The sequence below is a fragment of the Pseudogemmobacter sp. W21_MBD1_M6 genome (genome assembly GCF_052119585.1).
Lineage (GTDB): Bacteria > Pseudomonadota > Alphaproteobacteria > Rhodobacterales > Rhodobacteraceae > JBGQOJ01.
The window spans coordinates 1-24,965 of record NZ_JBGQOJ010000032.1 but is presented as its reverse complement, the minus strand read 5'-3'; the positions used below and the strand labels follow the sequence as shown (position 1 = coordinate 24,965).

The window sequence follows — 24,965 nt, the reverse complement described above, 5'->3', positions numbered from 1 at the left end:
TAACGTCGAGATTTTAACGGTGCGCCGGGATTGATATGTAAAGCACTTGTCTTTACATATGAGGTCAGTTCAGAGCAGGAGAACTCATCATGGTTGCCGCAATCCAGAAGGAAGACGCCCAGCGCAGGTCGCTGATCAATCTTCGTGTAACCCCTAGGGACCGCGATCTGATCGACCGCGCAGCGGCGACGCTGCGCAAGAACCGCTCTGAATTTATGATGGATGCCGCCCGGATGGCGGCCGAAGATGCGCTTCTCGACCGTACTGCGTTCCGTCTTGATGCAGAGCAATTTAGCGCCTTTATGGTGCAGCTTGACGCCCCGCCCGCGCCGAACGCGGCGCTGCGTAAACTTCTTGCCACTCCGGCCCCGTGGGATAAGTGAGCGAAGTACCCAAATCCTTGCGCGCGCCGGAACCGCTGAACGACACCCATCAGATGGATGCGTTTACGTCCGGCGCGCCTACGCTTGATGGCTGGCTGCAGCGCAAGGCCCGCACTAATCAGATGTCGGGCGCATCCCGAACCTATGTGGTCTGCCGCGGCGATCAGGTGGTCGGCTTCTATGCCGTTGCTGCAGGATCGGTCAGCCACGACCTTTTGCCACGCAAACTCAAGCAAAACATGCCTGATCCGATCCCGGTGATCGTTTTGGGCCGGTTGGCGATTGATCTGACGGAGCAGGGCAACGGTCTTGGCCGCGCGTTGTTGCGTGACGCGGTCCTGCGGGTTTCTGCTGCGGCCCATGAAGTTGGCATTGCGGCTATTCTGGTACACGCGCTGGATGATCGCGCCAAAGACTTCTATATCAGCTGTGGTTTTGCGGGAACAGCAGCGGAGCCGATGACCTTGATCGCCCGCATTGCAGATATAAAAGCGTTGCTTGGCGAGGCCTGAAAGCTTCATCTGCGGACCTCAATCAGGGGAATGGATGTAATCGAGCCGAGCCGCTCGACATCAAGGGTGACGTCCAGCGTGTCGGTGTCGAAGCGCACCGGCACGTCGAACTCGAAACCTGCGGTGATCGCCACGCCGGGGGCCGGAGCCGCGGCAAAGGTGATCACACCGGTGGCCGTGTTCACCGTCCAGCCGGTGATCTGCGTCACGCCGTTCAAGGCCAGCACCACGGTCCCGGCGACGGGCTTGGTGATCGTCCGCGTCCAGGACTGCGCGCCGCTGGTGTAGAGTTTCACCAGCTGGAATGTGGTCGCGGCACCCGTGCTGATGCCGATCGGCTGGTCGGTCGCAACGAGGCTGGCGGACGGCAGGCCGGATTTGTAATCGGCCCAGTCTTTCCACCGAAACCCGTAGAGCCGCCCACGCCGCGCTTCGAAAAACGCCGTCACGGCCGCGAGATCGTCGGCCTTGCGGATGCCGTAGGAGGCATCATAGCGCCGCCGGGAATCTGCCCATGATCCGTTGCGCTCTTCATCACCGCTTGCCATCTCGACAATCTGTGTGCGGCGCTCCGGCCCGCCGCGCGCGCCGCGGCTGATATTGTCGGGGAAGCGCACCTCGTGAAACGCCATCACATGCCCCTCCGGCCAAGGGATACCGCGCGGGCGATGTCGGATGCGACCTGCGTGCGCGATTGCCGGAAGCTTTCGGCATCACGCGACATGATCGTGACGTTGACGGTGGGCGCAGTGGCTTGTCCCGGCCCATAGCCAGCAGCCTCACGCCGGGACAAAACACGTTCCCCGCGCTGCAGGATCGCGGGCACCTCGTCAGGCTTCAACCCGGCCCAGCCGCCGGAATGCATGCGCGGTGCGTTGGCAAATGCCATGGCTGGCACCATCCGGCGGCTGCCCGCCAGGCCGACCGTACCGCCGGAATGCAGGATGTCCGCGAATAACCCGCCCGCGCCGCCCAGCGCGCCGGAAAGCGCATTGGCAATCGGCCCAAGAATGAAGCGCCGCGCCGCCAGCTTGGCCAGATCGGCGATCATTGAGGAGACCAGATCGCGAAAGTCGAGCTTGCCGGATTTGACAAACTCGCCTACGGCGTTCTCGGTCGAGGTGAACGCCCCAATCAAGGTGTTGCCAATATCGCCGCCGATGTCGCGAGCCTCGGCGGCATAGTCGGCGAGGGTCGCCACAGCTGCGGCCCAGCCGGTTTTTGCGGCCTCTGCACCTTCCGCAGCGGCGGCACCTGCGCTGTTCGCAGCACCCGCTGCTGCGCGCCCAGCCGATGTGATGGCATCATCAAAGCGGCCAGCGGCATCGGTAGCGCCAGCAAGTGCTGTCTCGCCATCATTGCCAGCCCCCGCGACGGCATCCTGCAACGCCTGCCAGCTGGCGAGCGGGGTCAGTGCCCCAGCAGCCAGATCACTGGCCGCCGCGCGGTAGGTGTTCGCTGCGCCCAGCGCCTCGCGGGAAATGTCGTTCAGACCAAAATCCGGCACTGCCAGCGGGTTGTCTTCAAAAGCGCGGTCGAACGCGTCACTTGCGGCGGTGCCAGCCCGCGTTGCCGCCCCGGCAAAGCGGTTTTCGATCTCGCCGAGGTCCAGATCGCCCAGGATGGTAATCCGGCGATCAGAGCCCAGCGCTTCCAGCCCGGTATTGATCCCCTCGATGAAACTGTTGATCCGGGCAACCACGCCGTTGAGCATGCTCTCAACACCCTCGATCAGGCTGTTCGCCGCCTGAAACACCAGATCGCCGATCGCGGCGGGCAAGAGGCCCCAGATGGCCTTGATCGCCTCGAATGCACCCTCAAACGTGTTGGCGGCCGCGTTGCCGAAACCGACCACGCTTTCGATGGCGCTCTGCATGCCGCTGGCCGCATCTGCCTTGATGTCGAAAAACATGGCCGTGGCCGCAGCACCGGCGGCGGTGGCACCCAGTTTGATGCGATCCCAGACCTCAATGACGACGTCTTTCAGCAACCCCATCGCAGCGCCAAAGTCACCGGCACCGGACACCAGCCGGGTGAACTGAAATACCAACTCGCCAGCGCCGACGATCAGCGCGCCGATGCCGGTCCGGATCAGCGCTCCGCGCAGGATCACGAGACCAATGGCCAGGCTGCTGACCGACAAGGCTGCAGCGGCCATACCCGCCACCCAGCGCCCGGCCATCAGGGCGGCAAACGTCGCGGCATAGGTGGTCAGCCGCCCGATGTTTTCAAAGAGAGCTGTGATGGCGATCCCAATCGGACCTGTGGTCCGCGCCATTGCTGCCAGCGCGTTCGCGACGGCTTCCAACGCCGGAGCGGCGGCAACCGTCAACTGGTTCGAGACCCCGCGCCAGATCAGCCCCAAACGTGACAGCGCATCATTGGTGCGTTCGATCTGATCGGCATCCTGCTCCGAGACCACCAACCCGAAATCGCGCACATCCTGCGTGGCCTGGCGTAGCGTTGAGCTGTCGATGCGAGACATCGCAATGCTGCCTTCCTCGCCAAAAAGCTGCCCCGCCACCGCCGCTCGCTCCGCCGCCGGTACGAAATCCGTGATCGCCTGATTGATCTGGGCAATCCGTTCATCGAGCGGCAATGCCATCAGGCTGGTGGCGGAAAGCCCCAACCGATCCAGCGCATCAGCCGCAGGTCCGGTGCCCGCGGCCGCCTGCGACAAGCGTCGCGTCAGATCCTTCGTCGCCTGTTCGATGCCGGTCATGGCAACCCCGGCCAAACCGCCCGCGCGTTCCAGCACCTGAATACTTGCCACGGTCGTGTCGAGCGACTGTGCCAGTTTTGCCTGCGCATCGACGATTTCCAGCCCCGACCGGATCATGGCCACGCCCGTTGCTGCTGCCGCAGCGGTTACCGCCGCCAGAGCCAATCCAACCCGGCGGGCAAAGCCAACCAGTCGCGCGTTCGCCATTTCCATCTCCGACGAGAGACGTCCAAAGCCACGGGCCCCGGCATCGCCGATGCCTTCCAACTCGGCGCGCACCTGCCGTCCGCCGACGGCCGAAAGGCGGACGCTGACTTTCTTTTCAGCCATGGTTCTCTCCGATTTGTTCGTTCAACTTTCGCACCATCACCGCCTCGATCTCGGGCAGTAGTTCGGCCGCGATCAGGGTGTTAACGCCCAGCGCTTGGGCGAGGGTCAGTGCTGCGGTCATGTCCCAGCCCAGAACCGCGCCGGGGATCACCCGCAACTGGCCCCCAAGGCGGCCGACCAGATCCCAGACCTGCCAGCCGTCCTGCGTTTGCGGGCGGTTCAGTCTTGCGGGGCAGTCTTCGCAGAGATGTTCGCAGGCGGCGCAGTAGCGATCGCCCCCGCCGAAGGACCAGTCGGCAAGGGCGCAGAGGCGTTTTTTTCTGCGTCCAGGATCAGGCCGCGGGCGACATATTGGGTTTGGAAAGCCTCAAAGATGGGCCAGATTTCCAGAAGGGCGTCGATGCCGTCGGGCGAAACGGGGATAGGTTGGCCCGCGTCATCACCCACGCCTTCCCAATCCAGCACGGCGCGACGGGCGACCGCTTTTGCCATGGCCAGCGCCAGTTCCTCGGTTGTGGCCGTCTCTGGCATCGCCTCGATGGCGGCATCAGCCCGCGCCGATACCATCAGTGCCGTTGTGAGCGGGCCCACCAGCAGGCGCAGGCCGGGGGCGAGATCAAGCCATTGCGGCGTGGCGGTCAGATTCAGTCGGATCATGGTCAATAACTCGCAATGCTGTTGATGAGGGTGGCGGTGCACATCCGGGCGGGGCTGACGGCTTTTGCGGCCTGCCAGTCGAAACTGGCCTGCACGCCCTGCGGCCCGGCGATTTCGATGCGCGGGATTGGCAGATAGACCGCGTGGGCGGTGAATGTGAAACTGGCATTCGCCCCGAGGCTGTAGTTGAACTCCAACTCGCAGGGTGTGCCGTCGATGGCTTGGCTCACGAGCGTGGTGTCGGAGAACCGCACTTCGATCCGGCCCGTGAGCGCCGCCATGGTCGGGTCTGCGCCGTCGATACGGCCATCACCGCGGATGGTCTCGATCCGGTCGAGGTTGTTGGAATAGGTGATCTCGGCCGAGACCACGTTGCCTAAGCTGCTGCCGTTCCGCTTCACCGTGCCGTTGAAATGACCAAAGCGTTGCAAGCCCAGCGCGGTGGGCGTTCCTGCGGCGGTTGCTGCAGCGATGGTCTCGCCTTGAGCGATCAGCTTTGCCGATGCCGTCAGCAGCCCTGACCGCTGCATTTGCCAGGACAGCTGATCCAGTACGCAGCCGGAATACATCGCAAAGCGTGGCACTTCAGGCATGGCGGTCTCGATCGACATGCTGGGCAGGGTCCAGTTGCCGGACTGGAACGTGTGGGTCTTGGGCGTGGTGCCGGTGGTTGTCGGTTGGCCGAAGGCAGCCTTCAGCCAATAGCCAAAGGCCTCGACATCGATCGGCACCACGACATCACCGTCGGCCGTGACCGCGTCCTTGATCGGCGCCAGTGGATCGCGGCCATAGCCCAGCAGTTCCGATTCCAGCAGGGGCTGTTCCGAACCCAGCGTCGTTCGTGCGAAGGGCATCAATCGGAACCCGCTGACCGGCGGGGTGCCGTAAATTGTCTCAAAGCCAAGCGCCATCTGCGCCCGGGCGCCTTGCGCTCGTGCCATGTCTTTCTCCTTGTTGTCGGGGTGTCAGGCCAGAGGGCCCGAGGTGGTGTAGTGCAGCAGGACAGTGATCACCGCCGCCTTCAGCGCCGCCGCGCCCTCGACGGGCAGATCGACCGAGGCCGGGGCTTCTACCTCGACCCAGTCGCAGAGGCCGCCGAGAGTGCGGTCGGAGTTCAGAGCGGTGCCGATGCTTGCGATCAAGGTGTCAAACGCGGTCGCCCGGTCCTTCGCCGCCTGGACGACAACCTCCAACTCTGCGCGGTGCTGATAATGGTAGCGCAGCGGTGACAGCGTGACCTCCGGTTCGCCGGGCTGGCCGTCGCGCAGGATGATCAGTCCGGCTGGCGGAATGCGTTCGGGCAAGACCTCGTCGCGCAGGACGGTGGCGGCAAGGGTTTGCAGCCGCGCGTGCAGCGCGGTTAGGATGGTTTCGCGGGTAGTGGGCATTTTCTGCTCCAAAGGTGCGGACTTAGTCAACAGCGCCAAAAGAGCCCAAAGTAGAAATCCAGCTATCGCGACTTCAGCCTCATTGGGTCTTTAGGGTTGGAGTTCGCCCTTGGTCATTGGCCTAGATGGTAAGCCCCATCACTTCAGTGACACCCCATGTCATGCACGCTGTTCGAGCTTCGTCTTCATGGTCACAAAACTCGATGTCATCTAGTTGCTCGCGTTCAAGTTCAGGAAGTTGTACCTGGAACTCCGCTTCGCTCAGTGGGTCTATCCAAATCGGTGTTTCGGCGAAAAACTCCCTTTCGGTGCCGCCCACGTCAAAGATACTAACTGAAATCCGTATCCAAGTAGTCACATGGTCGGGTGTTTTGTTCTCAAGGATGCCACCCCAGCCTACCGTCCGTTGGTCCATTCGTGGTCCAGCCCGGCCTGTAGCATAGTCGTTGCCATATAGTCGCTTCTGAAATGATTGGACGCATGTCGCCTTGATGGCCTCCAGGGCGAGAAGCTCACTCTCCGAGTAATCCATGCATGTTTCGGCACCCCTTAAGGTGCCTCGGTTTGTTGCCTCGTTTATCGCTCGCTGCACTGGTTTGATCCCGAAGACCAAGGCTGCAACAAGACATATCAAACCTCCGATCAAATAATTCTTCACCTAGCTCTTCTCCATCAGGCTGTGGTGCTAGGTCATACCAGCTATCCGAGGGCCAATATGCTGCGTTTAGTGGCCCGACGAAAGGCAAAAAAGACGAACATTCTCCAGTTGTTGATGGTCTCCTATGCGATAGAAAGCCTAGCGAAGTTTGAGCTGGAAAGTGGCAATCTTGTCTGCAAAGCACACATCAGTCCAGTGCTCTCTCCCACCAATTCGCCACGATCAACCCCGGCAGCCTTGCCTCTGCCTCGCGCGCGGGCCCTTCAAGGCTCAAGCGTTTGGGCAGTTTCACCTGCGGAACGAGGATGAAGATCGGCACGGTCGCTAGCCCGCGCCCAGACTTGGATTTGGACACGACAGCCCAACCTTTCGAATTCAGCCGGGTTTCGGCCACCAACAAGCTTGGCTGTCCGCGCCGAAAGACGAAGCGCAGGCGCTGTCCGGTGCGCTGCTCCCACCCGCCGGGGGTGATCCGTTTGTTGCCGACACCCTTCTTGCCCGAGGCGGCCGTGGGAATGGCCAGCCAGAACCCAGTTTTCGACCGGATCAGGACGCCCCGGTCAAAGGCATCGACCACGTTCGAGGCGTTGGAATAGACCACCGCTGCCGCCCGGATCGAAGCGCCAGTTGTCGGATACAACTTTTTGCGGATCGAATTGGCGAGCCCCCGGCCCAGGGCGGCACCGGTGATCTGTCCGCGCCAGTCGGATTGTAAGCCGGTTGCCGCCTCAGAAACGCCCGCGGTGACCGCGCGTTCTGCAGCTTGCACCTCCGCCTGCATCATGGCGCGGATATCGCCCTGAATTTCGGTGAGGAGTTTCACAGCGCCCGCGCCTCTGCCAGCCAAACAAGCCTGCCGGTGTCGCGTGTTGGGGTGCCGCTGACCTCATGAAGCTGGCCTGCGATTTCTACGGTGTCGCCTGCTGACAGCTCTGTTGCATCCGATAGCCGAATGTTCAGCAGCACCGTATCGACGACAAAACGCCCGTCGCCGAAATTCACAAAGCGGTCTGGCATTGCGCGGATGACGCGTATGGCCTGCGCTGGGCCAGTGCCGCCGAGGCGCAGCAGCGCGTCGGCGGCAAGGTTCGGATCGTTGAAGAGGGTGTCTGTCGCCAGATCGAAGGCGGTCAATTTGCACTGGCCGCTGTCAGGCGCACGCGACCGGTGGTTGCCCAGCGCGATCCGGGCGGCATAGCGTTGCGACGCCGCCCGCGGCGAAATAAGCGCCACCGCCCGGTCGATCAGGCCCCAGCGGATCACGGGCGGGGTTTTGGCATTCACCGCACACCCCGGCGGAAACTGGCAAACCCCGCGACCGGCAAGGGCGTGCCGGTGATCTGGGCCATCTCGGACTCAATAATGCGGACGCGGGACAAGAGGTCAGCGGCGTTGCCATATTCTACAGTCCGGCCATCCGAGGTCACGCGCAGGGTGCCAGCGGCATAGGCTCGCTTCAGAGCGTCGAGTTCAGCTTGTGTCCAGGCCATCTCAGAACCATTTCTTTCTCGGGCCCATCCAAGGGGCGGGGCGTTTTGTCTGTGTTGCGGGCGCGGGTCTATTTGGCTGGCCCGCTGGCAGCGCTTCAACCGTTCCGGTGGTCATTTGGGCTTCCAACTGCTCCCAGCGCAGATTGTCCCAGCGATCGATCCCCAATAGCCAGGCGGCGGCCCGGGCATATACCCGGCAATCCAGTGCCTCGTTGCGTTCACGGGTCTGCTGCCATTCCAGCCGCTGGAACCCTTGTCTGGTCTTAATCGTCATCAGCTGCTCGGCGGTCAGCTGCTTCAGCCATTCCGCCGTGGTGCCTTTCGGGATGTGCATAAAGCCGTGCGGCCAATCCCCACCCTCGGCCAGTTCCTCATCCGTCGGGGCGATCAGGCGCAGGAACCGGTAGGTCTCGGACTTGAACACCGCGCCCGCGACCTTCCAAAGCTGCACCCCGCGCCGCAGTTTGCGCCCGGCCTCGGTCACTTCGACATAAGTGGGGCCATCGACCGGCGTGGTTCGGTCAAACCCCGCAACACCCTTGATCGCGATCACCTGTCCGCGCCCGGCAGCCCGCACCCACGAATAGACGGCGTCGGTTGTGACACCATCGCCAGAGTCGATTGCCATCCGCGCCAGCGCCATCCGGCAGCCCGAGGCGTGTTCCCATGTTTGACTCAGAAACTCGGACAGCTGCGCCCAAACCTCTGGCCGCGCCGTGTCACCTTCCAAAACCACATGATCGACCAGCCAGGAGCGCAGATTGCGCCCCCAACCCCAGATATCGATCTCGATCCGGTCGCGCTGCACATCGGCCCCAGCGGTCAGAAGCAATACGCCGTCAGGCGCCATCCCAAGTTGCCAATCCGCCCGCCGCTCATATAGCCGCTGCCAATCCGGGGCCTCGCCGCGTTCCTGCCATGTCTCGCCGAGGATCGTATTCTTTAGGGTTTTGAGCGCTGCATCATTGCCCAGCGCGCCTTCCCAACCGCGTGCGATTTCTTCCCATGACAACCAGCCCAGTGGCGAATAGAGGCCAGAAATGTGATATCCAACAACCCCGGCGGCTTTGGCCGCGGCCTGCACCTCGGGCGCAGCGGTCGCCTGCCAGCCCGCGCCATTCTCTTCCGCCATCATCCACGTCTTGTGCCGCTCGGCGATCGGGGCGTCGCAATGCTCGCAGAGATATTGCACTGTCTCCGCCTTGCCCTGCTCCCAACGCAGCCGTTCGAATTGCAACCATTGCAGCCCGCCGCAATGCGGACAGGGCACGTGATAGCGCTGCTGGTCAGACAATTCCCACTCCCGCTCAATCCGGCTCAGGCCCTTCAGGGTCGGCGTCGAGGCCAGAAACACTTTGCTGCGATGGCCGAAACTGATGGTCCGAGCCTCGGCCAGAGCGATCGGGTAGCCTTCGCCGTCGACATCACCCGGATAGGCATCGACCTCGTCCAGAAACACCCAGCGCGCGGGCATCGATCGGAGCCCGACGGCGCTGTTGGCCCCGGTCAGGATCAACTGACCACCGGGAAACCGCTTGCCGAGGATCGTATTCCCGGCATCCCGTGAGCGGGAAGGCAAGACCAGCGCGCGCAGATCGGGGCTTTCCTCGATCAGGGGGTCGATCCGCTGCTGCGACAGACGCTTTGCCAGATCCACGGTCGGCTGCACCGCCAGAAACGGGCCCGGCGCTCGGTGCATGCAAAAGCCGATCCAGTTGTTCCCGGCCTCGGTCGCCCCAACCTGCGCGGCTTTCATGAACACCACGCGCTGCGCTGGGTGCCGGGGCGACAGCGCATCCATCACGGCTTTCATGTAAGGCGTCCGCGCTGTCCGATAGGGCCCGGCCTCCGACGCCGCCCGCGATGACAAGACCCTGTGCCGGTCGGCCCATTGCGACACCGTCAGCGATGGATCGGGCGCAAGACCGGCCATCCAAGCACGCCGGACCTCCTCGGCCCCGTCAAAACTTTCAGCGGAGTTCAATCTTGACCTCCGCCATTTCCGCCAGATGGGCGCGCAGATATGTGTCCAAGACTTGCTCCATCCGATGTGCATCCACGCCCAGTTCTGCCGCCATGTTCGCCGCCACCCGCGGCGGCCAGTTCAGCCAGGCATCGCGTTCGCGCCGGGCGAGATCGAACACCATCGCGGTGGCCCGGGCCCGGTCGATCACCTCGGCCTTCATCTTTTCCAGCCGGACCTTGGCCGTCTGGGCCTTCAGAACCTCGTTGGCCATCCGGGCGCGCAGGAACGATACCTCGCCTCCGGTGGCGTCCGGACTGCCCGGATCAGTCCCTGCATCGCGTAGTGTATCTGCAACCGCCTTGAGAGCAGCCTGCGACACCGGCTTGGTCGCTGCCGCCCGCGCCGTGCCTGCGGCTGTTTCCGCGCCCATCTGGCGGGCATGTTGGCCGCGCTGTTTCGCCGGATCGGTTTGTGCGCCCCATTCAGCATCCGCGCGATCGGGGTCAATTGTTCCGTCCGGCAGGGTCGTGATCCGCCCGGTGGCAATTGCCTTGCGCACTGCCGCCTCGGAGACGCCGCGCCGCATTGCATAGCTTCTCCGGGACACTCCCATTCTGATTGAAACCTCATTTATTCAGTGACTTAGGAGTTGCTCTCTTTTGGAATCAACCGCTGTCTGCAGCCATCGCAACGCAACGGAGATCGCCATGAAACCCCTGACAACCCACGAAGAATTCTGCCTCAAGAACGCCGCCCACTTTGTCGCCGCCCGGGGCCGCACGCCTGCCACCCGCACGCGGGAGCAATTCGCGACCCTGCCGGAGGCGCAGGCCTTTGGCGCAGCGATCGGCGACGGCCGCACCATGATCTACGCGGTCACCACCCTTGGGCATTCCGCCCACATCACCAACGCCTGAAGGGAACCGGGGTAGCGGGCAATGACCACGCCACTGCCACCGGACCCGGAATCATCGTCGTTGCGCTGTCCGCCACCGCCACCACCGAACCCGTCGACGCCACTTGTTGCAGCGCCCGCAGGACTGTAGCCGCCGGTGCCCGCGTTGTCCCCCGCAAGGCCGGGGAGTGTGGAGGTGTAGGACGCGCCACCACCGCCGGACCCATAGACCTGGGGGGTGCCGGAGATGTCCGAGGTAAACCCGGCGCCCCCCGTGCCGCCTCGACCGGCAGAGCTGGCACCGCCCGCGACAGTTGCGCCGCCTCCACCGCCGCCGCCCGAGTTGTTTGCCCCGATTGACCCGTTATTGCCCTGTCCGGCGATCCCCGCGCCAAAGCTACCGGCGGAATACTGGTAGAGAGAGCCGCCGCCGCCAGAGCCACCGCTTGCGGGCGCTGCCCCGGTGTACGAACCACCATAATGGTACATCAGCGGCGACAGCGTCACGCCGGGCGCTCCAGGATCCCCGTCGCGCAGGACCAGCAGGCCAGCGGCCGGCACGCGTTCCGGCAGCACCCCGCCATGCAGGACGGTCACATAAGGAATGCTGTGCAGCCGCGCCTGCAGCGCGGTGATGATGGTTTCGCGGGGGGTGGTCATAGCTGTGCGAGCCTTTGCAGCGTTGATTGTCGATGACCATCATCTTGATGGCCGTTACGCACGGAACAAACGGCCCCAACATGCCGATGATCGTCATTGACGTGTACGGCTTTATACCGTACGAATTCTGTAAAAGGAGATTTACAATGTTTACCATTGGAACTGTGCCCCCCACGCCGGGTAAGATGGAGGCGCGCAAGGAAGTGCGGATGCATCGCGCGGATGAAGAGCGGATCAAGGCTGCGGCTGCCGCCACCGGCTTGCAGGAAGCTGACTTCATCCGTCAGGCGGCTCTTTTGCGCGCGCAAGAGGTAGAGCAGCGTATGTCTCTTTCCATTCTGCCCATCGAGGCGTTCGACGCATTCAAGGCCGCCGTAAAGACCCAGGGCAAGATCGTTCCCGGTCTGGCACAGGCGGCGCAAGCGTCGAAAGGCCTTCTGAAGGATGCCCGCTGAGACTGCGACAGAGGTAACGGCACTCATAATCGCCAAATTCGATAAGGCGCTGCATGACCGCAGCGCCTTTTCTTGCGGTTTCGGGCCAATTGATACCTTTCTGAAGTCGTCCCTTTCGGATCACACCAGAGATGGACTTGTCGCCGCCTGGATGGCTGTTGAGGAGAACGAGCGCGCTGTTCTTGGCTTCTACACACTCGGTGCATTGGCGGTCCGCGCCGAGTTTGGACCGAAAAAGTGGCAGCGTACCCGCATTCCCGATATTCCGGTGATCTACATCCGTGCGGTGGCTGTGCGCAAGGATATGCAGGGCAATGGGCTCGGCACGGCCCTTGTGATCGACGCAATGAAGCGATGCCTCGACATCTCCGACCAGATGGGGGCTGCCGCGATCGTTCTGGATGTCCTCGAAGACGCGTATTTTGACCGACGCTGGAACTTCTACGCGAACCTGGGGTTTCAGCCTTTGGGTGACCCGGATAATCCGCATCGCGTTTACATCCCGATGGCGGACGTCAGGGCGACACTGATCTGAACCGATATCCGTTGAGTCTCACCGCCCGTCCACCCAGTGCGCCACAATCAACCCCGGCACGGCGGCCTGTGCGCGTGCGGCATCGCGCGCCAGATCGAGCCGCTTGCGCAGCTTGACCTGTGGCACCAGGAGAAAGATCGGCACGGTCGTGACACCGCGCCCGGTCTTTGATCGCGACGCGACGCCGAGGCCGCGGGCATTCAGCCGCCCCTCGGCCACCAGAAGGCTCGGCCCCCGCCGGCGGTAAATGAAGCGCAAGCGCATCCCACGGCGCCGCTCCCATTCGCCGGGGGTGATGCGGCCACCCCGCAGGCTGCGGCCGGCGGCCGCCGTCGGGATTGCCAGCCAAAAGCCATCCTTCGAGCGGATCAGCGGGCCGGTGTCATGGGCGTCGACGATCACGGGGGCATTCGACCAGACCAGCGCTGCGGCGCTCAGACTGTCACCCGCCTTGGGATAGGTCTGGCTCCTGATGCTGTTGGCCAGCCGTCGTCCCAGCCCCGCGCCAGTGATCTGACCGCGCCAGTCGGTCTTGAGACCGGTCGCGGCCACGCGCATGGCGGTCGAGACAGCGCGCTCTGCGGCCTTGATCTCGGCCGCCATCATCGCCACGAGGTCGGGATCAATGTCGAGGTTCAGCCTCATGCGGGTGCCAGATCAATGGTCCAGATCAGCCGGTCGCGATCGCGGACCGGCGCGCCCTGGATCAGGAAGGTCTCGTCCCCGATCAGGATCTGTTCATCGGGGCGGGGGTCGGGCAGCTGGCTGACCCGCACATCGACCTTGACGGATTCTGACCAAAGACGCGCATCGCCAAAATGGGTGACCGCATCAGCCCGCCGGGACATCACTGTAATCCGGGTGAACTGCCCCTCGCTGTCGCGGTGCCAGGCCTCGGTGGCAAGGTTCGGGTCAGCAAAGAGCAGAGCCATGGCTGCGGCAAAGGCGGTCATCCGCGCCCGCCTCAGGTGGCACTATGCAGGCGGATCGCCATGCGCGGCCGCTTGTTGACCGGCAGGATCGAGGCCTCGGTCATCAGATCGATCCGGCGGCCCTTGGCGTCCATCATCTGGCGGGCATAAAGCGCCAGACCGATGGTATTGGCGGTCTCCAGCAGATTGGCAGGGCCGCCATAGGTGGTGAAGGTATCGAAGGTGCCAATCGGGAAGGCGATGCCTTCGCCTGCGGGGATCAGCCGCTCGGAGGTGCCGTTCGCGAGGGTGACCGAGCCGTTGTATTCCTCGAACAGCATACCCGCGAAGGGGAAGGCGCGGCGCATGTCCTCGCGCAGGGGCTGGCCGCCGGTGGCGGAGAAGAACTTGTAGGCCTCTTCGGTCTTGGGGTGGCTGATCAGCTTGTCGAAGAACTCGGAACTGACCAGCGCATGGGCGGTGGTCATGGTCTCGCCCAGCAGATTGTCCTCCATCGCCCGCAGAACGCTCCGGACCTTGCCCTGAACATTGGTGCCTGCGGTGCCGAAGACGAAGTCGACCGAGATCTGCTCGAGCCCGAATTCGGTGAAGTAGTTGTAGAGCGTGGTGCCGGCCCCGTCCTTCACGATGCCGCGCAGCGCGTTCATCTCCATGTATTCGCGGGTCTGGGCATGCTTGCGGCGCATCAGCGTCAGCTTGCGGTTCATTACCTCGACCAGCGGATCGGCGGCATCCGAGAGCCCCAGCGCGGGCATGCCTTGGATATCGGCGGGCAGGATCACATCGTCATGCGGGATCCAGGGCAGGGCAAAGGAGCGCATCGCGCGGGCCTCGCGCGTGCCGACCGTGGCCGGCGCCCCGAGCGGAACCGAGGGCAACAGGCTGAGCACGCCCTGGCGCTGCTCGATGACGATGCTGCGCTGGGTCACGCCTTCGAAGCGGAACAGGCCGATCTGGCCGAGGCGGGTGTAGAGGTCGGGCAGGATGTTGATGGCCTGCGTCATCTCGGCGAGCGAATAGCCGCCCGCGTCAAAGGGATTGCGGATGAGGGTCATGGAGGAACTCCGGGGGGAAAGGGACGAGAAGGGAAGGGTGGGTGGCAGCAACACAGGGCCCGATCAAGAGGCCCGGTCGGACAAAGAACGGCTGCAGTCCGGATCAGGCGGTGTCGCGCGGGATGATCCCGAGGCCGGTAAGCTGGCTGTGCTTTGCGGCGGTTTTGACCGCATCATCGACGGTAACGTCAAAGACGAGGGCGGATTTAGAGAGGAGGGCGGGGCCGCGGGCCAGAGCCACGCCTGTGACATCCGCCGCCGTGGCATCGACCGGATAGAGCAGAACGGCGGCGGCCGTTTGCGCGCCATCGGTGCCGGCGGCGGTGGCGAGCTTGTATTTGCCACTGGTGGTGATGCGACCAAGGACCGCCCCCACCGGGTAGCTGGCACCGGCCAGCAGCGTGACGGTCTCGCGGGTGTAGTTCGGGTTGACCTCGTATTTGAGGACATCGCCCATGCCGGGCGGTTGGGTCAGAACGGTCATGATGGGGATCCTTGCGGGAAGTGAGGCAAAAGAAATCCCCCGCCGGAACAGTGCGACGGTGGATCAGGTGGGCGGAATGATCGGGGCTGCCAAACAGGCTCAGCCCTTTGCACCCGCCGAGGCAGCCCGTTTGGCGGCAGCGATGATCGGGCTTTCTGCGGATTTGGGCAGAACGGGTGAAGGTGGGGCGGCAATGATATCGCGCGCATCCGCGGCTGCGCTGACGCGCTCCAGAACCAACCGGCGCAGAGCCTCGGGCGCGGTGCCCTCGCGCAGCGCTTTGGCGGCGTCGATCGTGATGCCGAGGCGACCCGCCTGTGCGGCGATCTCGGCGATTTCTGCCGCGGCCTCGCGCAGCTGCGCCGGGAGTTCGGCCAGATTTCCGGGCGCTGCGGCAACCGGGACTGGCGTTGCAGATACCGCGGCGGGAATGGAAACCGAAGCCGGCGCCTGATCCTCAAGCGCATCAGGTGCGTCATCCTGTGGATCAGTTGCCGGATCGCTATCGTCCTGAATGCTGTTTTCTGGGTCGTTATGGGTGGCCATGATTGCCTCCTGTCTGGGTTCGGAAGGGGATGCGCGCCGCGTGCGCACTGGTGAAAGGACCGGGGCACTGGCCAGCATCTGCCGGAAGGCCGCAAAGCCACCAGCCAGATCGGTGACCGCGTCTGCGAGACCCGCGTTGACGGCATCGGCCCCGCGATAGGTTGCGGCCTCGGTCGCCATGGCGGCCTGCGCGCTCAACCGCCCGCCACGCCCGGCGGCCACTGTCTCGGCAAAGAGAAATCGCAGCACATCGATCTCGCGCTGGATGTCGTCGCGCACAGCCTCGGGCAAGGGCGCATAGGGATTGCCATCAACCTTGTGTTGACCGGAGTGGACCAACGTCACGGACACGCCGTCCTGCTCAAGCTGGCCGCTGAGATCGGCGTGCATCACGACCACACCGATGCTGCCCACAGCGCCAGTGCGTGGCAGCAGGATGCGGGTCGCCTGAGAGGCCAGCGCATAGCCCGCCGAGAAAGCGTGCTCGGCGACAAAGGCCCAGACCAGTTTCGTCGCGCGGATAGCCCGAATGCGATCTGCCAGATCAAACACGCCGGCAACCTCACCGCCAAAGCTGTCAATTTCGAGTGCAATCCCGCGCACAGCAGGATCATTGGCCGCCGCCTCGATCTGCGCGGCAATGCCCTCATAGCTGGTCTGGCCGGAGGACTGACCGATCCAGCCGCCGCGATGAATGAGCACGCCGGAGATCTCGATCACTGCAATGCCGTCCACCAGCGGATAGGGAACATCGCCACGCTGGCCCAAACTGTCGGTCAGGCCACCGGCGAGGATGCTGGCCCGGGCGGGCAGGGTGGTGGTGCCCGGCGCATCGCTTGCATCACTGCCCGCCAGCTCGACCTGACGCCCGAGGATGCGCGGCCCCAGCCCCGAGAGGAACGCCATGGCTTTCGAGGGTTCGACCAGCAGCGGCGTGTTGAAGGCGCGCGCGGCAATGCGGGCGTGGAGCATGGCTTCGTGCCTTTTCTTGGTTTTGCATTTCAGATGCTTGTGTGGTAAGGAAATTTGGTTATATGTAAGGAGAAAGCCGATGCAGGAATCGACAGTGACGGTCAAAGGTCAGACCACCCTGCCCAGAGACGTGCGGGCGGCCCTCGGCCTCGCGAGCGGTGATCGGGTGCGCTACATCATTCTTGAGGGTGAAGTCCGGATCCTGAAGGCGCGGTCGGTGAAGGAACTGCAGGGCATGCTTGCTCGGCCCGGACGCAAGGCGGTTTCACTGGAGGCGATGGATGACGCCATCGCCGAAGGTGCTGCGCAAAGCGCAGGGGCCGAGAGGTGATCGCCCTCGATACCAATGTGCTGGTGCGCTTTCTGGTGCAGGACGATCCCGAGCAGGCGCGGATCGCAGGCGATGTTGTTGATCGGCTGACCGATGCAGATCCGGGATTTGTCGGTCGTGAGGTGCTGATCGAACTCGTCTGGGTGCTCGAGCGGGCCTATGGCTACGCGCGTTCCGAGATTGCCGCAGCGATTGACGGCCTGCTGTCGGCGACCGAACTTCTGGTTGAGGCCGCCGACGACATAGGCCCGGCGCTGGAGCTCTACCGCACGAACGGTTTTGGCTTTGCCGATCTGATGATCGCGGCAACCGCCCGTCGTGTCGGTGCCACCGAACTGCTGACCTTCGACCGTAAGGCCGCACAGCGTCCGGGGGTGCGTCTGCTCACGGCCTGACGCTTATTCTTCCTCGCTATCCCGCCTCCCTGTCGTTCGGGGTGTCATCATCATCGTCAGCGGTCTCTGTCGCGTCGTCGGGTGCTGGGCCGGCGTCTGCATCACCCGGCACTGCATTCACGCCCTGCGCTGGTGAACCAGGACGGCGGAAATCCAGCCCCAGTTCGCGCTCGCGGGCGCGTTCCGCGGCGATCTCGCGGTCGACCTGCTCGGCGTCATAGCCGCGCTCGGCGATGGCCTGGGTGCGGGACTTGAGCCCGGCTTCAATCGAGGCGATTTCTGCATTGGCGTCTTTCAGCGGATCGACCCAGTCCCATTTCGTGGGGAGCCAGTCGGCGGTGAGCAGCCGCGAGCGGTCGGCCTCGAAGCCAGGCAGGTTCAGCGCGCCCGAGAGTACCGCCGCATCCATCCAGCGCGCATAGACGGGTCGGCAAAGCTGGTAGACCATGACCGCATGCTGCCAGGCTGAGACCCGGCGGCGGAATTCGATCAGCGCCAGACGCGAGTTCGAGAAGTTGCCCTTCACCATATCGTTGGCGAGGTAAGGGTAGGGGATGCCCAGTGCGGCCGAGATCTGCAGCAATGTGTGATACTGGAATGGCTCGTAAGTCCCACCACTGTCGGCAGGCTGGCCGACAGTCACATCCTCGCCCGGATCCAGCCGCACAATCTGGCCCGGGCTGATCTCGACCCCCGCAGGCCCCTCATCCTCCTCGGCCGGTGCAAGCGGGTTCTCGGGCGCGGGCGAGGTCACGAACATCGCATACATCGCCGCGACCTTTTTGCGGTCGAGTTCGGCGTCGTCATATTGATCGAGCAGGAACAGCTTCACGATCGCAGGGGCCAGTTTCGACACCCCGCGCAGCTGGCCGCCCTCGACCGGGTCAATCACATGGATCACCTCGGCGGCGGGCACGCGGACGACCTCGCCCGCAAGCCCCGGATCGGTGCTGTCGCCCGGATGCCGACGCAGGAAGTGATAAGCGACGCGCCGCCCGATCCGGTCAAACTCGATGCCCTGGCGGATGGCATTGCCGTTCGCCGCAACGCTTGTTTGCTCCAGTGGCAACATCTCGGCCGGCAGCATCTGCAGTTGCAAGGGGACGGTCAGCCCGTCGCCCGCGCGCCGCATCCGGATCCGGAAGAACACCTCGCCCGCGATAAACACCTCGCGTGCGGCCCGGCGCTGCAGCCCATAGAAATCGGTCAGCCCTTCAGCGTCGGCCTCGTCTGTCCAGGCCAGCCAGAGGCGCTGCAACTCTTCCTTGCGCGCGGCATCACCGATCTTCGAGATTGGCTTGATCCCGTCGCCGACGGTATTGGCGGCCCAGCTTTCCACCGCGTTCACGGCATATCCATTGTTGCGGACCAGCCAGCGGGCGCGGGCGGTGATGTCGGGACCAGAGGCGGCGATCAGCGCATTCACATGAGCGCGGGTCGCGCGGAACCCGCGTAGGCGACGATGGTGCTGGCCCGCGTCGAACCCGCCGACAAAGGCGCCAAGCCGTTGCCGCCAGTTCATCACAGGTCCTTCACGGCATAGGGACGCAAGATGCGCCCGGCGCCGCGCTCGAACGTCGCAATCCGCCGTTCGATATCACCAATGGCCGCGGCCAGTTCCGCGTCTGTGCCATAGGTCACGGTCTTTCCGTCATAGCTGACAGACCGCGTGCCGCTGTAGCGCGCGGTCAGCAGCGCGCTGTGGCGGGATTTGAGATCATCGAGGGTCATCGGGGTTCTGCTCATTCCATGTATCTGGGCGTGCTGATCTTCCAGCCGCGCCGCTGCGGGGCAGTGATGCGCCCGGCTTGCGGCTCGGCCGGTTTGTCGGTCCCGGGCTGTGCCACTGCCGCGGCGGTTTCCACGCCTGCCTGTTTCTCCAGCTGCAGCCACATCCGGTCGTCAAAGCGATCCGCGCCGAGGATCCACGCCGCAGCCCGCGCATAGACGCGGGTATCCAGCGCCTCGTTGCGTTCGCGCAGCTTTTGCCATTCCTGGCGGGCTTAGCCCCGCTTGTTGCGGATCGTGACCAGCTGTTCTGCCACCAGCTGCTTGAGCCATTCGCTGTCGGCCCAGTCGGGCAGGTGGATCATGCCCGCCGGATTAGTCAGGCCCAGGGCACGATCTTCATCACTGGGCCGCTCAATCCGCAGAAAGCGATAGGTCTCGGCCTTGAAGGTGGCGGTGGCCACCGTCCAGAGGCGCGCGCCGCGTTTGAGCTTGCGGCCATTCACGGTCGCGTCGACAAAGGTCGGCCCCGACACCGGCGTTGCCCGGTTGAACCCTTCCAGGCCCTTCACCGGGGCCACTTGCGCGATGCCCTGCTTGCGCGCCCAGGCGTAGACGGCGGCGGTCTCATAGCCGGTATCGATGGCCAGTTTGGCAAGCGGCATCACAGCGCCATGCTCGTGCACCCAAGTCTGGCCAAGAAGCGATGTCAGCCTATCCCAGCACGCCGGATCATCTGGTCCGCCCGGAATGACGATGTGATCGACGAGCCAGCTTTGCAGGCCGCGACCCCAGGCCCAGACATCGACCTCGATGCGGTCCTTCTGCACGTCTGCGCCTGCGGTCAGGAACAGCCCACCCGCCGGGATCTGTGCAGGGAAGGCAATCCGCCGGTCAGCAAGCCGCTGCCATTCCGGGGCCTCGCCGCTTTCAACCCAGGTCTCGCCCAAGAGCGTGTTGCGTGCCGCGCGCAGCATCTCGTCCGAGCCTTGCGCCGCGAGCCAGTCCCGCGCGATCTGCTCCCAGCTTTTCCAGCCGATCGGCGAATAGAGCGCCGAGAGGTGGAACCCGATGGCATGCGGGTTGTCCGACACAGCCGTCGCCCGCCATTCGCCCCGCGCCAGCATTTCGGTCTTGTGGTGCTCGGCGATCGGTTTGTCGCAGCCCGCGCAAGTGTAGGCGGCGGTCTCCGGCTGTCCCTTCGCCCACCGCAGTCGCTCGAACTCGAGCCACTGCATATGGCTGCAATGCGGGCAGGGCACGAAGTACCGCCTCTGATCAGACGCCTCGAACTCCCGCTCGATCCGGCTCAGCCCGCGGATCGTGGGTGTCGAGACCATGAACACCTTGCGCCGATGCGCAAAGGTGGTGGTCCGCGCTTCGGCCAGCGTGACCGGATCGCCTTCTTCATCGGCCGAGGCCGGATAGGCATCGACCTCATCCAGAAACACATAGCGTGCAGGCATAGAGCGCAGGCCCGTCGCGCTGTTCGCACCGGTCAGCACCAGAATGCCGCCGGGGAATTCCTTCGACAGCATCGAATTCCCGGCATCGCGAGAGCGCGCCGGACTGACCTTCTCTCGCAAGACAGTGCTTTCCTCGATCAGCGGATCAATCCGGCCGCGTGACATGCGCTTGGCCAACTCAACTGTGGGCAGCACGGCCAGCATCGGCCCCGGCGCATGGTGAATGACAAAGCCGATCCAGTTGTTGCCGGCTTCCGTGGCGCCGACCTGCGCCGCCTTCATGAACGAAATCCGCTGTGCCGGATGTCCGGGCGACAGTGCATCCATGATCTCGCGCAAATAGGGCGTGCGCGCCGTGCGATACTGTCCGGGCTCGGCGGCACCCCGCGACGACAGTTTGCGGTGCTTGTCCGCCCATTCCGACACCGTCAGGTCCGGGTCCGGTCGCATCCCCTGCCGCCAGACCCGCAGGATGTCTTCGGCGCCGTCGAATGCGAGGTCGAGGTCCAGGTCGATGGCTGGATCAGGGCATACCACGGGGGCCGTCCCCTGGTCGGTGTTGGAAGTGTTCATACCATTTCCCCGACCGCTATTCCGGGGCATTTCAGGGCGCGGTCAGGGCGCGAGGCCGGAACCCTCGCTTAGAACGGGTTTTCGATGTCGACCCCGGTGGGCTCAAAATCCTTGACGTTGAATGTTATGATCGTCGCGCCGTGGGCCAAAGCCGTCGCAGCAATCAGCAGATCGGCCCCCGCGTGACCGAGGCGGGCGGATAGACGCCCCCAGATCCGTGCGTCTTCGGCGCTGAAGTCGAGCAACCGGTCGCCAAAAAGCAAAGTTGTGCGATCAATCCATCCGCGTAGATCGGCCGCAAATTCCGGGTTTTTCTTTTGCTGTTGATTAATGCCGCGTTCAATTTCTCCAAGTGTAATCACACTTAGAAACAGGGCGTCCTCCGGCTTGGAGCGGAGCCACTGTGTAAGCTGCGGCGCGCGGTCCGGACGGCGCAAGGCGGACAGAACATTCGTGTCGAGCACATACATCAGAAATCCACCGGACGCGGTGCCGCATGCGCGCGCTCGACGCTGTCGTCACCGCCGGGATAAGACAGAAGGTGATCTGTAAAAGAGCCGCGCCTGCTTTGCGCTTGCTTCAATAACTGATGGTATTCCGTTGCCGACAGAACAACGACCGCCGGCTTGCCGCGCCGTGTGACCTCTTGCGGTGTGCCGGCAAGTGCTGCGTCAACCACAGTACTGAACTTGTTTTTAGCGTCTTGTAACGTCCACATGGCGACCCTCACTTTCTGGCTATCTATCTAGCCATATAGTGTTTTAATTGACGCATGTCAAAGCTCCATCATTCAAGCGAGACCCTGAGGTCGGCCAGGGCGTCGAGCTGCTCTCGGACATGGGTTTCTAGCACCCTTTGCAGGATCGCAGTTTCGATCGTCACCGCGCCACCGGATGCCTTTTCCATCTCTGCGGATAATTGCGCCGCCATCAGCGCCGCCACGCGTGTGGGCCAAGTGACCCAGACATCGCGCTCTTGCCGTGCCAGGCGAAACACCAGCGTTTCCGCCCGCGCGCGATCAACCAACACGCCCTTCTTGCGCTGGATCGACAGCTGACGCTCCTGCGCCTGATACACCGTCAGGGCGGTGCGCGCCTTCAGATAGGAGGTGCTGTCGCCGGGACCGGAAACTCCGGTGCTGCCAATTCCTGCGCCCTCGCTGCCAATCCCACCCCGTGACCGCATCTGCTGATCCGGGTCGGTCATCGCACCCCGGCGTGCATCCGAGGCCACGGCATTGATCGACCCGTCGGCAAACAACACCAAGCGGCCATTCTTGCGGGCCTTTTGCACGGCCCCACGCGAGAGGCCGGACCGGGTGGCATAGGCGCGCTCCGATAGTCCTTCCATGGCGCTTGGGTTGTCCTCAACATATTGGAAATAAACGGTAAAGAAGTCCTATTTGAGTTGATTATACTGCGCAGCGGAGCGAGTCTTGGTGTCAATCAACGGGTGCATCGCGCACCCCCGAACACCGCCGGGAGGACTGACCATGGCGCGCCGCAAGAACACTGACCCGAATGCCCGGCGTGATGCCCTGCTGCTGGAGATCGCCCAACGCCAGTTCCGCATTGAGACGCTGGAGACCCGCAACTGGGACCGGCTCGATTTCCACGATGTTGCGGTCTGGGCGATCCGCGATGCGCTCGAAGAGGCCTTTGAAGCCGGACGCCGCGCCGCTGAAGTCACCGCCACCACAAACCAACCCTGAAAGGACACAATGATGATCGCGACCACCACCATCCGGATCGACCATGCCACGCTGCCCGACCAGTTCGACCGCTCGCGCATGAATGCCGTCGCGGAGGCCATCGAGGCCGCGCTGCGCGAGGAGGGGATCAAGGCCGAAGCCTCCGATCTCTTCTCGCACCTCAAGGTCGAATTGCCCACCACCGAGCTTGCCGCCGCCAGTGCCGTGCTGGCTGATATGAAGCTGATCTGAGGGCAGGCCCATGAGCACCCGCGCGCAGATTGCCATCCAGATCGGGCCCGAGGCATGGCCCCATGTTTACACCCACTTCGACGGCTATCCCTCCCACATGCTGCCCGCGCTGGCGCGCTGGACACCCGAGGACATTCTCGCCGCCTGTGAGATCCGGCAGGTCCGGGCGGATGAGCTGGACTGCTTCGATCCGCCCCGTGACCCGGTGATCCTGCCGCGTCCGACGTGCCAGTTCTGCCACCTCTACGTCTGGCAAGACGGAGCATGGGTGGAACTTGATCCCGAAACCCACGCCCCCGAGAGGACCACCCAATGACCGATCTATCCCTCAACGGCTTGCCCGAGGGCGAGACCCTCTCTGATCTTGGCCGCCGCGACTGTGCCATCGGCTTTGACCTGCGCCATGAGGCCGCGCTGTCCAGTCCGGATCGCATCGGGTGAGGCAGTCTGCGGCGATCATAAAGCCATGATATTGCTATGAATTGTCTACGACAATCGGAGCGCTGGAGCGAATGTCATCGCACGGAAACGATGCAACTCACTCAAAGGACCCACCGCCATGACCAGCCCTGCCCACACCCTGATCGCCGACTTCCGCGCCACCGCTGAAGAGATCGAAGCCCGCCTTGCGCCAAGCGCTTGCGCCACGATCGCCTCGCACAGCTGGATCGTCATCGACGACTTCGGGCCGCTGACCTTCACGCTGACGCCCGAGGGCAAGAAACACCGCGCCACCTGCACGAGCCATGGCCGCGCCCACAAGGTGAACCGCTTTGTCCGCCAAGATGCCGAGCGTCTGGCAGCAGCCTGCAACGCGCGCGCCGCCTTCTGGTCCGACGCCGCCCGCGAGGAAGCGGCAACTCTGCGCCGCCAAATCGCCACGCTGGAAGCGGCCAGCGCCTCCTGAGCCGACAGCGAGGACGAGATGATCGGCTGCAACATTGATATCGAGACCCCGCACATCATCACACGACAGGAGGCGACAATGCCCAAACTCACCGACACACAGGCCATCATTCTCAGCCGCGCCGCCACCCGTCCCGACAATCTGGCCATGCCGCTGCCTGACGGGCTGCATGGCGCTGCCGCCAAAGTGTCTGTCGCCAAGATGATCAAGTGCGGTTGGCTCGAAGAGGTCGACGCCAACCTGCGCAAAGGCGAACCCCTCTGGCGCGAAACAGGCGATGGACATGGCATGACGCTGGTCGCGACCGGAGCCGGTCTTGAAGCCATCGGGATTGAGCCCGTTGTGGCGACCACGCTGACCAAGCTGCGAAAGGCGAAACTGGAACGGGACAAAGGGCCACAGGCTGCGCTTGCTGCAACGCCCGCACCGACAATGTCAAAGCCGGTCGCCATCCGCAGTGGCACCAAACAGGCCCAGATCATCAAACTGCTGCAGCGACCCGAGGGAGCGTCGATCGCGGAGATCGTCGAGGTGACGGGTTGGAAAGCTCATAGTGTTCGTGGCCTGATCTCTGGTGGCCTGAAGAAAAAGCTGGGCCTGCCAGTCACGTCGGAAAAAGTTCAGAACAGAGGGACCGTCTACCGGATCGCATGATGCCGCGACGAGCCACCCATCGACTTGCGGAGAGGATACATCAACGAATTTGGGCAGAAAGCCTGATTAAAGCTGATCAAAAGTGTCAGATGAAGGCTTGGAGCCCATTCTGACCGGGTTTCTGCTAGGCGGCTAGGGTCCGTTACTATGGTGAGCCAAAAACTGCAAATTGCGGATATCCGTCTTTGGATCGAAATTCGTCGCCACTGATTGCATCTTCAAGAACGCGTATTGACGGTACGAAGCGCTACCGATCCGCAAAAATAGTCTTTTTTGTATGTATGCGTTGCTGGCCCATGGAGCCAGCAACGCTGAATGTGTTAATTTAT

At 63.5% G+C, this 24,965-nt stretch carries 35 protein-coding genes and 2 pseudogenes; 13 read left to right on the top strand and 24 right to left on the bottom strand.

Annotated elements, in window-relative coordinates:
• The first annotated feature begins 89 nt into the window (after positions 1-89).
• On the top strand, positions 90-383 hold the full coding sequence (locus tag ACEN2R_RS18915; RefSeq protein WP_442044244.1) for a type II toxin-antitoxin system TacA family antitoxin: 294 nt from the start codon (positions 90-92) through the stop codon (positions 381-383).
• Positions 380-895 (top strand): GNAT family N-acetyltransferase, encoded by a 516-nt coding sequence (locus ACEN2R_RS18910; protein ID WP_442044243.1) that lies wholly within the window; start codon positions 380-382, stop codon positions 893-895. Before ACEN2R_RS18915 ends, ACEN2R_RS18910 begins: the two co-directional genes overlap by 4 nt.
• Positions 896-900: 5 nt before the next feature.
• Here ACEN2R_RS18910 and ACEN2R_RS18905 read toward each other — a convergent pair whose 3' ends face one another.
• The 12 genes from ACEN2R_RS18905 to ACEN2R_RS18850 form a co-directional block, all read right to left on the bottom strand.
• On the bottom strand, positions 901-1,527 hold the full coding sequence (locus ACEN2R_RS18905) for a phage distal tail protein, Rcc01695 family (protein ID WP_442044269.1): 627 nt from the start codon (positions 1,525-1,527) through the stop codon (positions 901-903).
• Positions 1,527-3,947 (bottom strand): phage tail tape measure C-terminal domain-containing protein, encoded by a 2,421-nt coding sequence (locus ACEN2R_RS18900; RefSeq protein WP_442044241.1) that lies wholly within the window; start codon positions 3,945-3,947, stop codon positions 1,527-1,529. The genes ACEN2R_RS18905 and ACEN2R_RS18900 overlap by 1 nt, the downstream gene beginning before the upstream one ends.
• Entirely contained in the window at positions 3,940-4,098 is a 159-nt protein-coding gene (locus tag ACEN2R_RS18895; RefSeq protein ID WP_442044267.1) for a DUF7697 family protein, read from the bottom strand. The genes ACEN2R_RS18900 and ACEN2R_RS18895 overlap by 8 nt, the downstream gene beginning before the upstream one ends.
• Before the next feature lie 68 nt (positions 4,099-4,166).
• Positions 4,167-4,604, bottom strand: a complete 438-nt coding sequence (locus tag ACEN2R_RS18890) for a hypothetical protein (RefSeq protein WP_442044240.1) — start codon at positions 4,602-4,604, stop codon at positions 4,167-4,169.
• A 2-nt stretch (positions 4,605-4,606) separates the two neighbouring features.
• On the bottom strand, positions 4,607-5,545 hold the full coding sequence (locus ACEN2R_RS18885; RefSeq protein WP_442044239.1) for a phage tail tube protein: 939 nt from the start codon (positions 5,543-5,545) through the stop codon (positions 4,607-4,609).
• A 24-nt stretch (positions 5,546-5,569) separates the two neighbouring features.
• Positions 5,570-5,992 carry an acyl-CoA transferase gene (locus tag ACEN2R_RS18880; protein ID WP_442044238.1) on the bottom strand — a complete coding sequence of 141 codons (423 nt, stop codon included), beginning with the start codon at positions 5,990-5,992 and terminating at the stop codon, positions 5,570-5,572.
• A 121-nt stretch (positions 5,993-6,113) separates the two neighbouring features.
• The gene (locus tag ACEN2R_RS18875) at positions 6,114-6,650 is read right to left on the bottom strand and encodes a hypothetical protein (RefSeq protein ID WP_442044237.1); all 537 of its coding nucleotides are present in this window, start codon (positions 6,648-6,650) and stop codon (positions 6,114-6,116) included.
• A 187-nt stretch (positions 6,651-6,837) separates the two neighbouring features.
• The gene (locus ACEN2R_RS18870; protein ID WP_442044236.1) at positions 6,838-7,473 is read right to left on the bottom strand and encodes a DUF6441 family protein; all 636 of its coding nucleotides are present in this window, start codon (positions 7,471-7,473) and stop codon (positions 6,838-6,840) included.
• Positions 7,470-7,934, bottom strand: coding sequence for a head-tail joining protein (locus ACEN2R_RS18865; RefSeq protein ID WP_442044235.1), 465 nt, complete (start codon positions 7,932-7,934; stop codon positions 7,470-7,472). Before ACEN2R_RS18865 ends, ACEN2R_RS18870 begins: the two co-directional genes overlap by 4 nt.
• Positions 7,931-8,140: a phage head-tail joining protein gene (locus ACEN2R_RS18860; RefSeq protein WP_442044234.1), complete on the bottom strand. Its 210-nt coding sequence runs from the start codon at positions 8,138-8,140 to the stop codon at positions 7,931-7,933. Before ACEN2R_RS18860 ends, ACEN2R_RS18865 begins: the two co-directional genes overlap by 4 nt.
• 1 nt (position 8,141) lies before the next feature.
• Positions 8,142-10,073 carry a phage terminase large subunit family protein gene (locus tag ACEN2R_RS18855; protein ID WP_442044265.1) on the bottom strand — a complete coding sequence of 644 codons (1,932 nt, stop codon included), beginning with the start codon at positions 10,071-10,073 and terminating at the stop codon, positions 8,142-8,144.
• 37 nt (positions 10,074-10,110) lie between these two features.
• Entirely contained in the window at positions 10,111-10,692 is a 582-nt protein-coding gene (locus ACEN2R_RS18850; RefSeq protein WP_442044233.1) for an elements of external origin, read from the bottom strand.
• Positions 10,693-10,813: 121 nt separating this feature from the next.
• Between ACEN2R_RS18850 and ACEN2R_RS18845 the strand changes: the two genes are divergently transcribed.
• Entirely contained in the window at positions 10,814-11,023 is a 210-nt protein-coding gene (locus ACEN2R_RS18845; RefSeq protein ID WP_442044232.1) for a hypothetical protein, read from the top strand.
• 455 nt (positions 11,024-11,478) lie between these two features.
• Here ACEN2R_RS18845 and ACEN2R_RS18840 read toward each other — a convergent pair.
• Positions 11,479-11,661 (bottom strand): annotated as a pseudogene (locus tag ACEN2R_RS18840) (acyl-CoA transferase); the annotation flags it as partial.
• A 146-nt stretch (positions 11,662-11,807) separates the two neighbouring features.
• On the opposite strand from ACEN2R_RS18840, the gene ACEN2R_RS18835 reads away from it, so the two are divergent.
• Together ACEN2R_RS18835 and ACEN2R_RS18830 are read left to right on the top strand one after the other, a co-directional pair.
• Entirely contained in the window at positions 11,808-12,116 is a 309-nt protein-coding gene (locus tag ACEN2R_RS18835) for a type II toxin -antitoxin system TacA 1-like antitoxin (protein ID WP_442044231.1), read from the top strand.
• Complete coding sequence (locus ACEN2R_RS18830) at positions 12,106-12,651, top strand: GNAT family N-acetyltransferase (protein WP_442044230.1); 546 nt, start codon at positions 12,106-12,108, stop codon at positions 12,649-12,651. The genes ACEN2R_RS18835 and ACEN2R_RS18830 overlap by 11 nt, the downstream gene beginning before the upstream one ends.
• A gap of 18 nt (positions 12,652-12,669) precedes the next feature.
• Here ACEN2R_RS18830 and ACEN2R_RS18825 read toward each other — a convergent pair whose 3' ends face one another.
• The 5 genes from ACEN2R_RS18825 to ACEN2R_RS18805 form a co-directional block, all read right to left on the bottom strand.
• Positions 12,670-13,296: a DUF6441 family protein gene (locus ACEN2R_RS18825; RefSeq protein WP_442044229.1), complete on the bottom strand. Its 627-nt coding sequence runs from the start codon at positions 13,294-13,296 to the stop codon at positions 12,670-12,672.
• Positions 13,293-13,604: a head-tail joining protein gene (locus ACEN2R_RS18820; RefSeq protein WP_442044228.1), complete on the bottom strand. Its 312-nt coding sequence runs from the start codon at positions 13,602-13,604 to the stop codon at positions 13,293-13,295. Before ACEN2R_RS18820 ends, ACEN2R_RS18825 begins: the two co-directional genes overlap by 4 nt.
• Positions 13,605-13,615: 11 nt before the next feature.
• Positions 13,616-14,638 (bottom strand): major capsid protein, encoded by a 1,023-nt coding sequence (locus ACEN2R_RS18815; RefSeq protein ID WP_442044227.1) that lies wholly within the window; start codon positions 14,636-14,638, stop codon positions 13,616-13,618.
• Between the two features lie 103 nt (positions 14,639-14,741).
• Positions 14,742-15,122 (bottom strand): head decoration protein, encoded by a 381-nt coding sequence (locus ACEN2R_RS18810; RefSeq protein ID WP_442044226.1) that lies wholly within the window; start codon positions 15,120-15,122, stop codon positions 14,742-14,744.
• Between the two features lie 99 nt (positions 15,123-15,221).
• Positions 15,222-16,640, bottom strand: coding sequence for a S49 family peptidase (locus tag ACEN2R_RS18805; RefSeq protein WP_442044225.1), 1,419 nt, complete (start codon positions 16,638-16,640; stop codon positions 15,222-15,224).
• A 79-nt stretch (positions 16,641-16,719) separates the two neighbouring features.
• On the opposite strand from ACEN2R_RS18805, the gene ACEN2R_RS18800 reads away from it, so the two are divergent.
• Positions 16,720-16,971, top strand: a complete 252-nt coding sequence (locus tag ACEN2R_RS18800; protein WP_442044224.1) for an AbrB/MazE/SpoVT family DNA-binding domain-containing protein — start codon at positions 16,720-16,722, stop codon at positions 16,969-16,971.
• Entirely contained in the window at positions 16,968-17,366 is a 399-nt protein-coding gene (locus tag ACEN2R_RS18795; RefSeq protein ID WP_442044223.1) for a PIN domain-containing protein, read from the top strand. The genes ACEN2R_RS18800 and ACEN2R_RS18795 overlap by 4 nt, the downstream gene beginning before the upstream one ends.
• A gap of 16 nt (positions 17,367-17,382) precedes the next feature.
• Here ACEN2R_RS18795 and ACEN2R_RS18790 read toward each other — a convergent pair whose 3' ends face one another.
• The 6 genes and pseudogenes from ACEN2R_RS18790 to ACEN2R_RS18765 form a co-directional block, all read right to left on the bottom strand.
• Positions 17,383-18,888, bottom strand: a complete 1,506-nt coding sequence (locus ACEN2R_RS18790; RefSeq protein WP_442044222.1) for a phage portal protein — start codon at positions 18,886-18,888, stop codon at positions 17,383-17,385.
• The gene (locus ACEN2R_RS18785; RefSeq protein ID WP_442044263.1) at positions 18,888-19,097 is read right to left on the bottom strand and encodes a phage head-tail joining protein; all 210 of its coding nucleotides are present in this window, start codon (positions 19,095-19,097) and stop codon (positions 18,888-18,890) included. Before ACEN2R_RS18785 ends, ACEN2R_RS18790 begins: the two co-directional genes overlap by 1 nt.
• Before the next feature lie 11 nt (positions 19,098-19,108).
• A pseudogene (locus tag ACEN2R_RS18780) lies at positions 19,109-21,010 on the bottom strand (phage terminase large subunit family protein).
• 191 nt (positions 21,011-21,201) lie between these two features.
• Positions 21,202-21,603, bottom strand: a complete 402-nt coding sequence (locus ACEN2R_RS18775) for a type II toxin-antitoxin system VapC family toxin (protein ID WP_442044221.1) — start codon at positions 21,601-21,603, stop codon at positions 21,202-21,204.
• The gene (locus ACEN2R_RS18770; RefSeq protein WP_442044220.1) at positions 21,603-21,851 is read right to left on the bottom strand and encodes a type II toxin-antitoxin system Phd/YefM family antitoxin; all 249 of its coding nucleotides are present in this window, start codon (positions 21,849-21,851) and stop codon (positions 21,603-21,605) included. Before ACEN2R_RS18770 ends, ACEN2R_RS18775 begins: the two co-directional genes overlap by 1 nt.
• A gap of 68 nt (positions 21,852-21,919) precedes the next feature.
• A complete protein-coding gene (locus tag ACEN2R_RS18765) occupies positions 21,920-22,483 on the bottom strand; it encodes a hypothetical protein (protein ID WP_442044219.1) in 564 nt (187 codons plus the stop codon).
• 142 nt (positions 22,484-22,625) lie between these two features.
• Here ACEN2R_RS18765 and ACEN2R_RS18760 point away from each other — a divergent pair, with 142 nt between their 5' ends.
• The 6 genes from ACEN2R_RS18760 (at position 22,626) to ACEN2R_RS18735 (ending at position 24,636) form a co-directional block, all read left to right on the top strand.
• Positions 22,626-22,844: a DUF6900 domain-containing protein gene (locus tag ACEN2R_RS18760; protein ID WP_442044218.1), complete on the top strand. Its 219-nt coding sequence runs from the start codon at positions 22,626-22,628 to the stop codon at positions 22,842-22,844.
• A gap of 12 nt (positions 22,845-22,856) precedes the next feature.
• Positions 22,857-23,075 (top strand): hypothetical protein, encoded by a 219-nt coding sequence (locus ACEN2R_RS18755; RefSeq protein ID WP_442044217.1) that lies wholly within the window; start codon positions 22,857-22,859, stop codon positions 23,073-23,075.
• 10 nt (positions 23,076-23,085) lie between these two features.
• Positions 23,086-23,391, top strand: coding sequence for a hypothetical protein (locus ACEN2R_RS18750; protein WP_442044216.1), 306 nt, complete (start codon positions 23,086-23,088; stop codon positions 23,389-23,391).
• The gene (locus tag ACEN2R_RS18745) at positions 23,388-23,516 is read left to right on the top strand and encodes a hypothetical protein (RefSeq protein WP_442044215.1); all 129 of its coding nucleotides are present in this window, start codon (positions 23,388-23,390) and stop codon (positions 23,514-23,516) included. The genes ACEN2R_RS18750 and ACEN2R_RS18745 overlap by 4 nt, the downstream gene beginning before the upstream one ends.
• Before the next feature lie 118 nt (positions 23,517-23,634).
• Positions 23,635-23,982, top strand: coding sequence for a hypothetical protein (locus tag ACEN2R_RS18740; RefSeq protein ID WP_442044214.1), 348 nt, complete (start codon positions 23,635-23,637; stop codon positions 23,980-23,982).
• 78 nt (positions 23,983-24,060) lie between these two features.
• Positions 24,061-24,636 carry a DUF3489 domain-containing protein gene (locus tag ACEN2R_RS18735; RefSeq protein WP_442044213.1) on the top strand — a complete coding sequence of 192 codons (576 nt, stop codon included), beginning with the start codon at positions 24,061-24,063 and terminating at the stop codon, positions 24,634-24,636.
• The last annotated feature ends 329 nt before the right edge of the window (positions 24,637-24,965 follow it).

What these genes read in the sequence shown, in the direction of transcription:
- ACEN2R_RS18915 (WP_442044244.1), top strand. Translation starts at nt 90, where the DNA reads ATGGTTGCCGCAATCCAGAAGGAAGACGCCCAGCGCAGGTCGCTGATC.
- ACEN2R_RS18905 (WP_442044269.1), bottom strand. Translation starts at nt 1,527, where the DNA reads ATGGCGTTTCACGAGGTGCGCTTCCCCGACAATATCAGCCGCGGCGCG.
- ACEN2R_RS18900 (WP_442044241.1), bottom strand. Translation starts at nt 3,947, where the DNA reads ATGGCTGAAAAGAAAGTCAGCGTCCGCCTTTCGGCCGTCGGCGGACGG.
- ACEN2R_RS18890 (WP_442044240.1), bottom strand. Translation starts at nt 4,604, where the DNA reads ATGATCCGACTGAATCTGACCGCCACGCCGCAATGGCTTGATCTCGCC.
- ACEN2R_RS18885 (WP_442044239.1), bottom strand. Translation starts at nt 5,545, where the DNA reads ATGGCACGAGCGCAAGGCGCCCGGGCGCAGATGGCGCTTGGCTTTGAG.
- ACEN2R_RS18880 (WP_442044238.1), bottom strand. Translation starts at nt 5,992, where the DNA reads ATGCCCACTACCCGCGAAACCATCCTAACCGCGCTGCACGCGCGGCTG.
- ACEN2R_RS18860 (WP_442044234.1), bottom strand. Translation starts at nt 8,140, where the DNA reads ATGGCCTGGACACAAGCTGAACTCGACGCTCTGAAGCGAGCCTATGCC.
- ACEN2R_RS18855 (WP_442044265.1), bottom strand. Translation starts at nt 10,073, where the DNA reads ATGGCCGGTCTTGCGCCCGATCCATCGCTGACGGTGTCGCAATGGGCC.
- ACEN2R_RS18850 (WP_442044233.1), bottom strand. Translation starts at nt 10,692, where the DNA reads ATGCGGCGCGGCGTCTCCGAGGCGGCAGTGCGCAAGGCAATTGCCACC.
- ACEN2R_RS18845 (WP_442044232.1), top strand. Translation starts at nt 10,814, where the DNA reads ATGAAACCCCTGACAACCCACGAAGAATTCTGCCTCAAGAACGCCGCC.
- ACEN2R_RS18835 (WP_442044231.1), top strand. Translation starts at nt 11,808, where the DNA reads ATGTTTACCATTGGAACTGTGCCCCCCACGCCGGGTAAGATGGAGGCG.
- ACEN2R_RS18830 (WP_442044230.1), top strand. Translation starts at nt 12,106, where the DNA reads ATGCCCGCTGAGACTGCGACAGAGGTAACGGCACTCATAATCGCCAAA.
- ACEN2R_RS18825 (WP_442044229.1), bottom strand. Translation starts at nt 13,296, where the DNA reads ATGAGGCTGAACCTCGACATTGATCCCGACCTCGTGGCGATGATGGCG.
- ACEN2R_RS18820 (WP_442044228.1), bottom strand. Translation starts at nt 13,604, where the DNA reads ATGACCGCCTTTGCCGCAGCCATGGCTCTGCTCTTTGCTGACCCGAAC.
- ACEN2R_RS18815 (WP_442044227.1), bottom strand. Translation starts at nt 14,638, where the DNA reads ATGACCCTCATCCGCAATCCCTTTGACGCGGGCGGCTATTCGCTCGCC.
- ACEN2R_RS18810 (WP_442044226.1), bottom strand. Translation starts at nt 15,122, where the DNA reads ATGACCGTTCTGACCCAACCGCCCGGCATGGGCGATGTCCTCAAATAC.
- ACEN2R_RS18805 (WP_442044225.1), bottom strand. Translation starts at nt 16,640, where the DNA reads ATGCTCCACGCCCGCATTGCCGCGCGCGCCTTCAACACGCCGCTGCTG.
- ACEN2R_RS18800 (WP_442044224.1), top strand. Translation starts at nt 16,720, where the DNA reads ATGCAGGAATCGACAGTGACGGTCAAAGGTCAGACCACCCTGCCCAGA.
- ACEN2R_RS18790 (WP_442044222.1), bottom strand. Translation starts at nt 18,888, where the DNA reads ATGAACTGGCGGCAACGGCTTGGCGCCTTTGTCGGCGGGTTCGACGCG.
- ACEN2R_RS18785 (WP_442044263.1), bottom strand. Translation starts at nt 19,097, where the DNA reads ATGACCCTCGATGATCTCAAATCCCGCCACAGCGCGCTGCTGACCGCG.
- ACEN2R_RS18775 (WP_442044221.1), bottom strand. Translation starts at nt 21,603, where the DNA reads ATGTATGTGCTCGACACGAATGTTCTGTCCGCCTTGCGCCGTCCGGAC.
- ACEN2R_RS18770 (WP_442044220.1), bottom strand. Translation starts at nt 21,851, where the DNA reads ATGTGGACGTTACAAGACGCTAAAAACAAGTTCAGTACTGTGGTTGAC.
- ACEN2R_RS18765 (WP_442044219.1), bottom strand. Translation starts at nt 22,483, where the DNA reads ATGGAAGGACTATCGGAGCGCGCCTATGCCACCCGGTCCGGCCTCTCG.
- ACEN2R_RS18760 (WP_442044218.1), top strand. Translation starts at nt 22,626, where the DNA reads ATGGCGCGCCGCAAGAACACTGACCCGAATGCCCGGCGTGATGCCCTG.
- ACEN2R_RS18755 (WP_442044217.1), top strand. Translation starts at nt 22,857, where the DNA reads ATGATCGCGACCACCACCATCCGGATCGACCATGCCACGCTGCCCGAC.
- ACEN2R_RS18750 (WP_442044216.1), top strand. Translation starts at nt 23,086, where the DNA reads ATGAGCACCCGCGCGCAGATTGCCATCCAGATCGGGCCCGAGGCATGG.
- ACEN2R_RS18745 (WP_442044215.1), top strand. Translation starts at nt 23,388, where the DNA reads ATGACCGATCTATCCCTCAACGGCTTGCCCGAGGGCGAGACCCTCTCT.
- ACEN2R_RS18740 (WP_442044214.1), top strand. Translation starts at nt 23,635, where the DNA reads ATGACCAGCCCTGCCCACACCCTGATCGCCGACTTCCGCGCCACCGCT.
- ACEN2R_RS18735 (WP_442044213.1), top strand. Translation starts at nt 24,061, where the DNA reads ATGCCCAAACTCACCGACACACAGGCCATCATTCTCAGCCGCGCCGCC.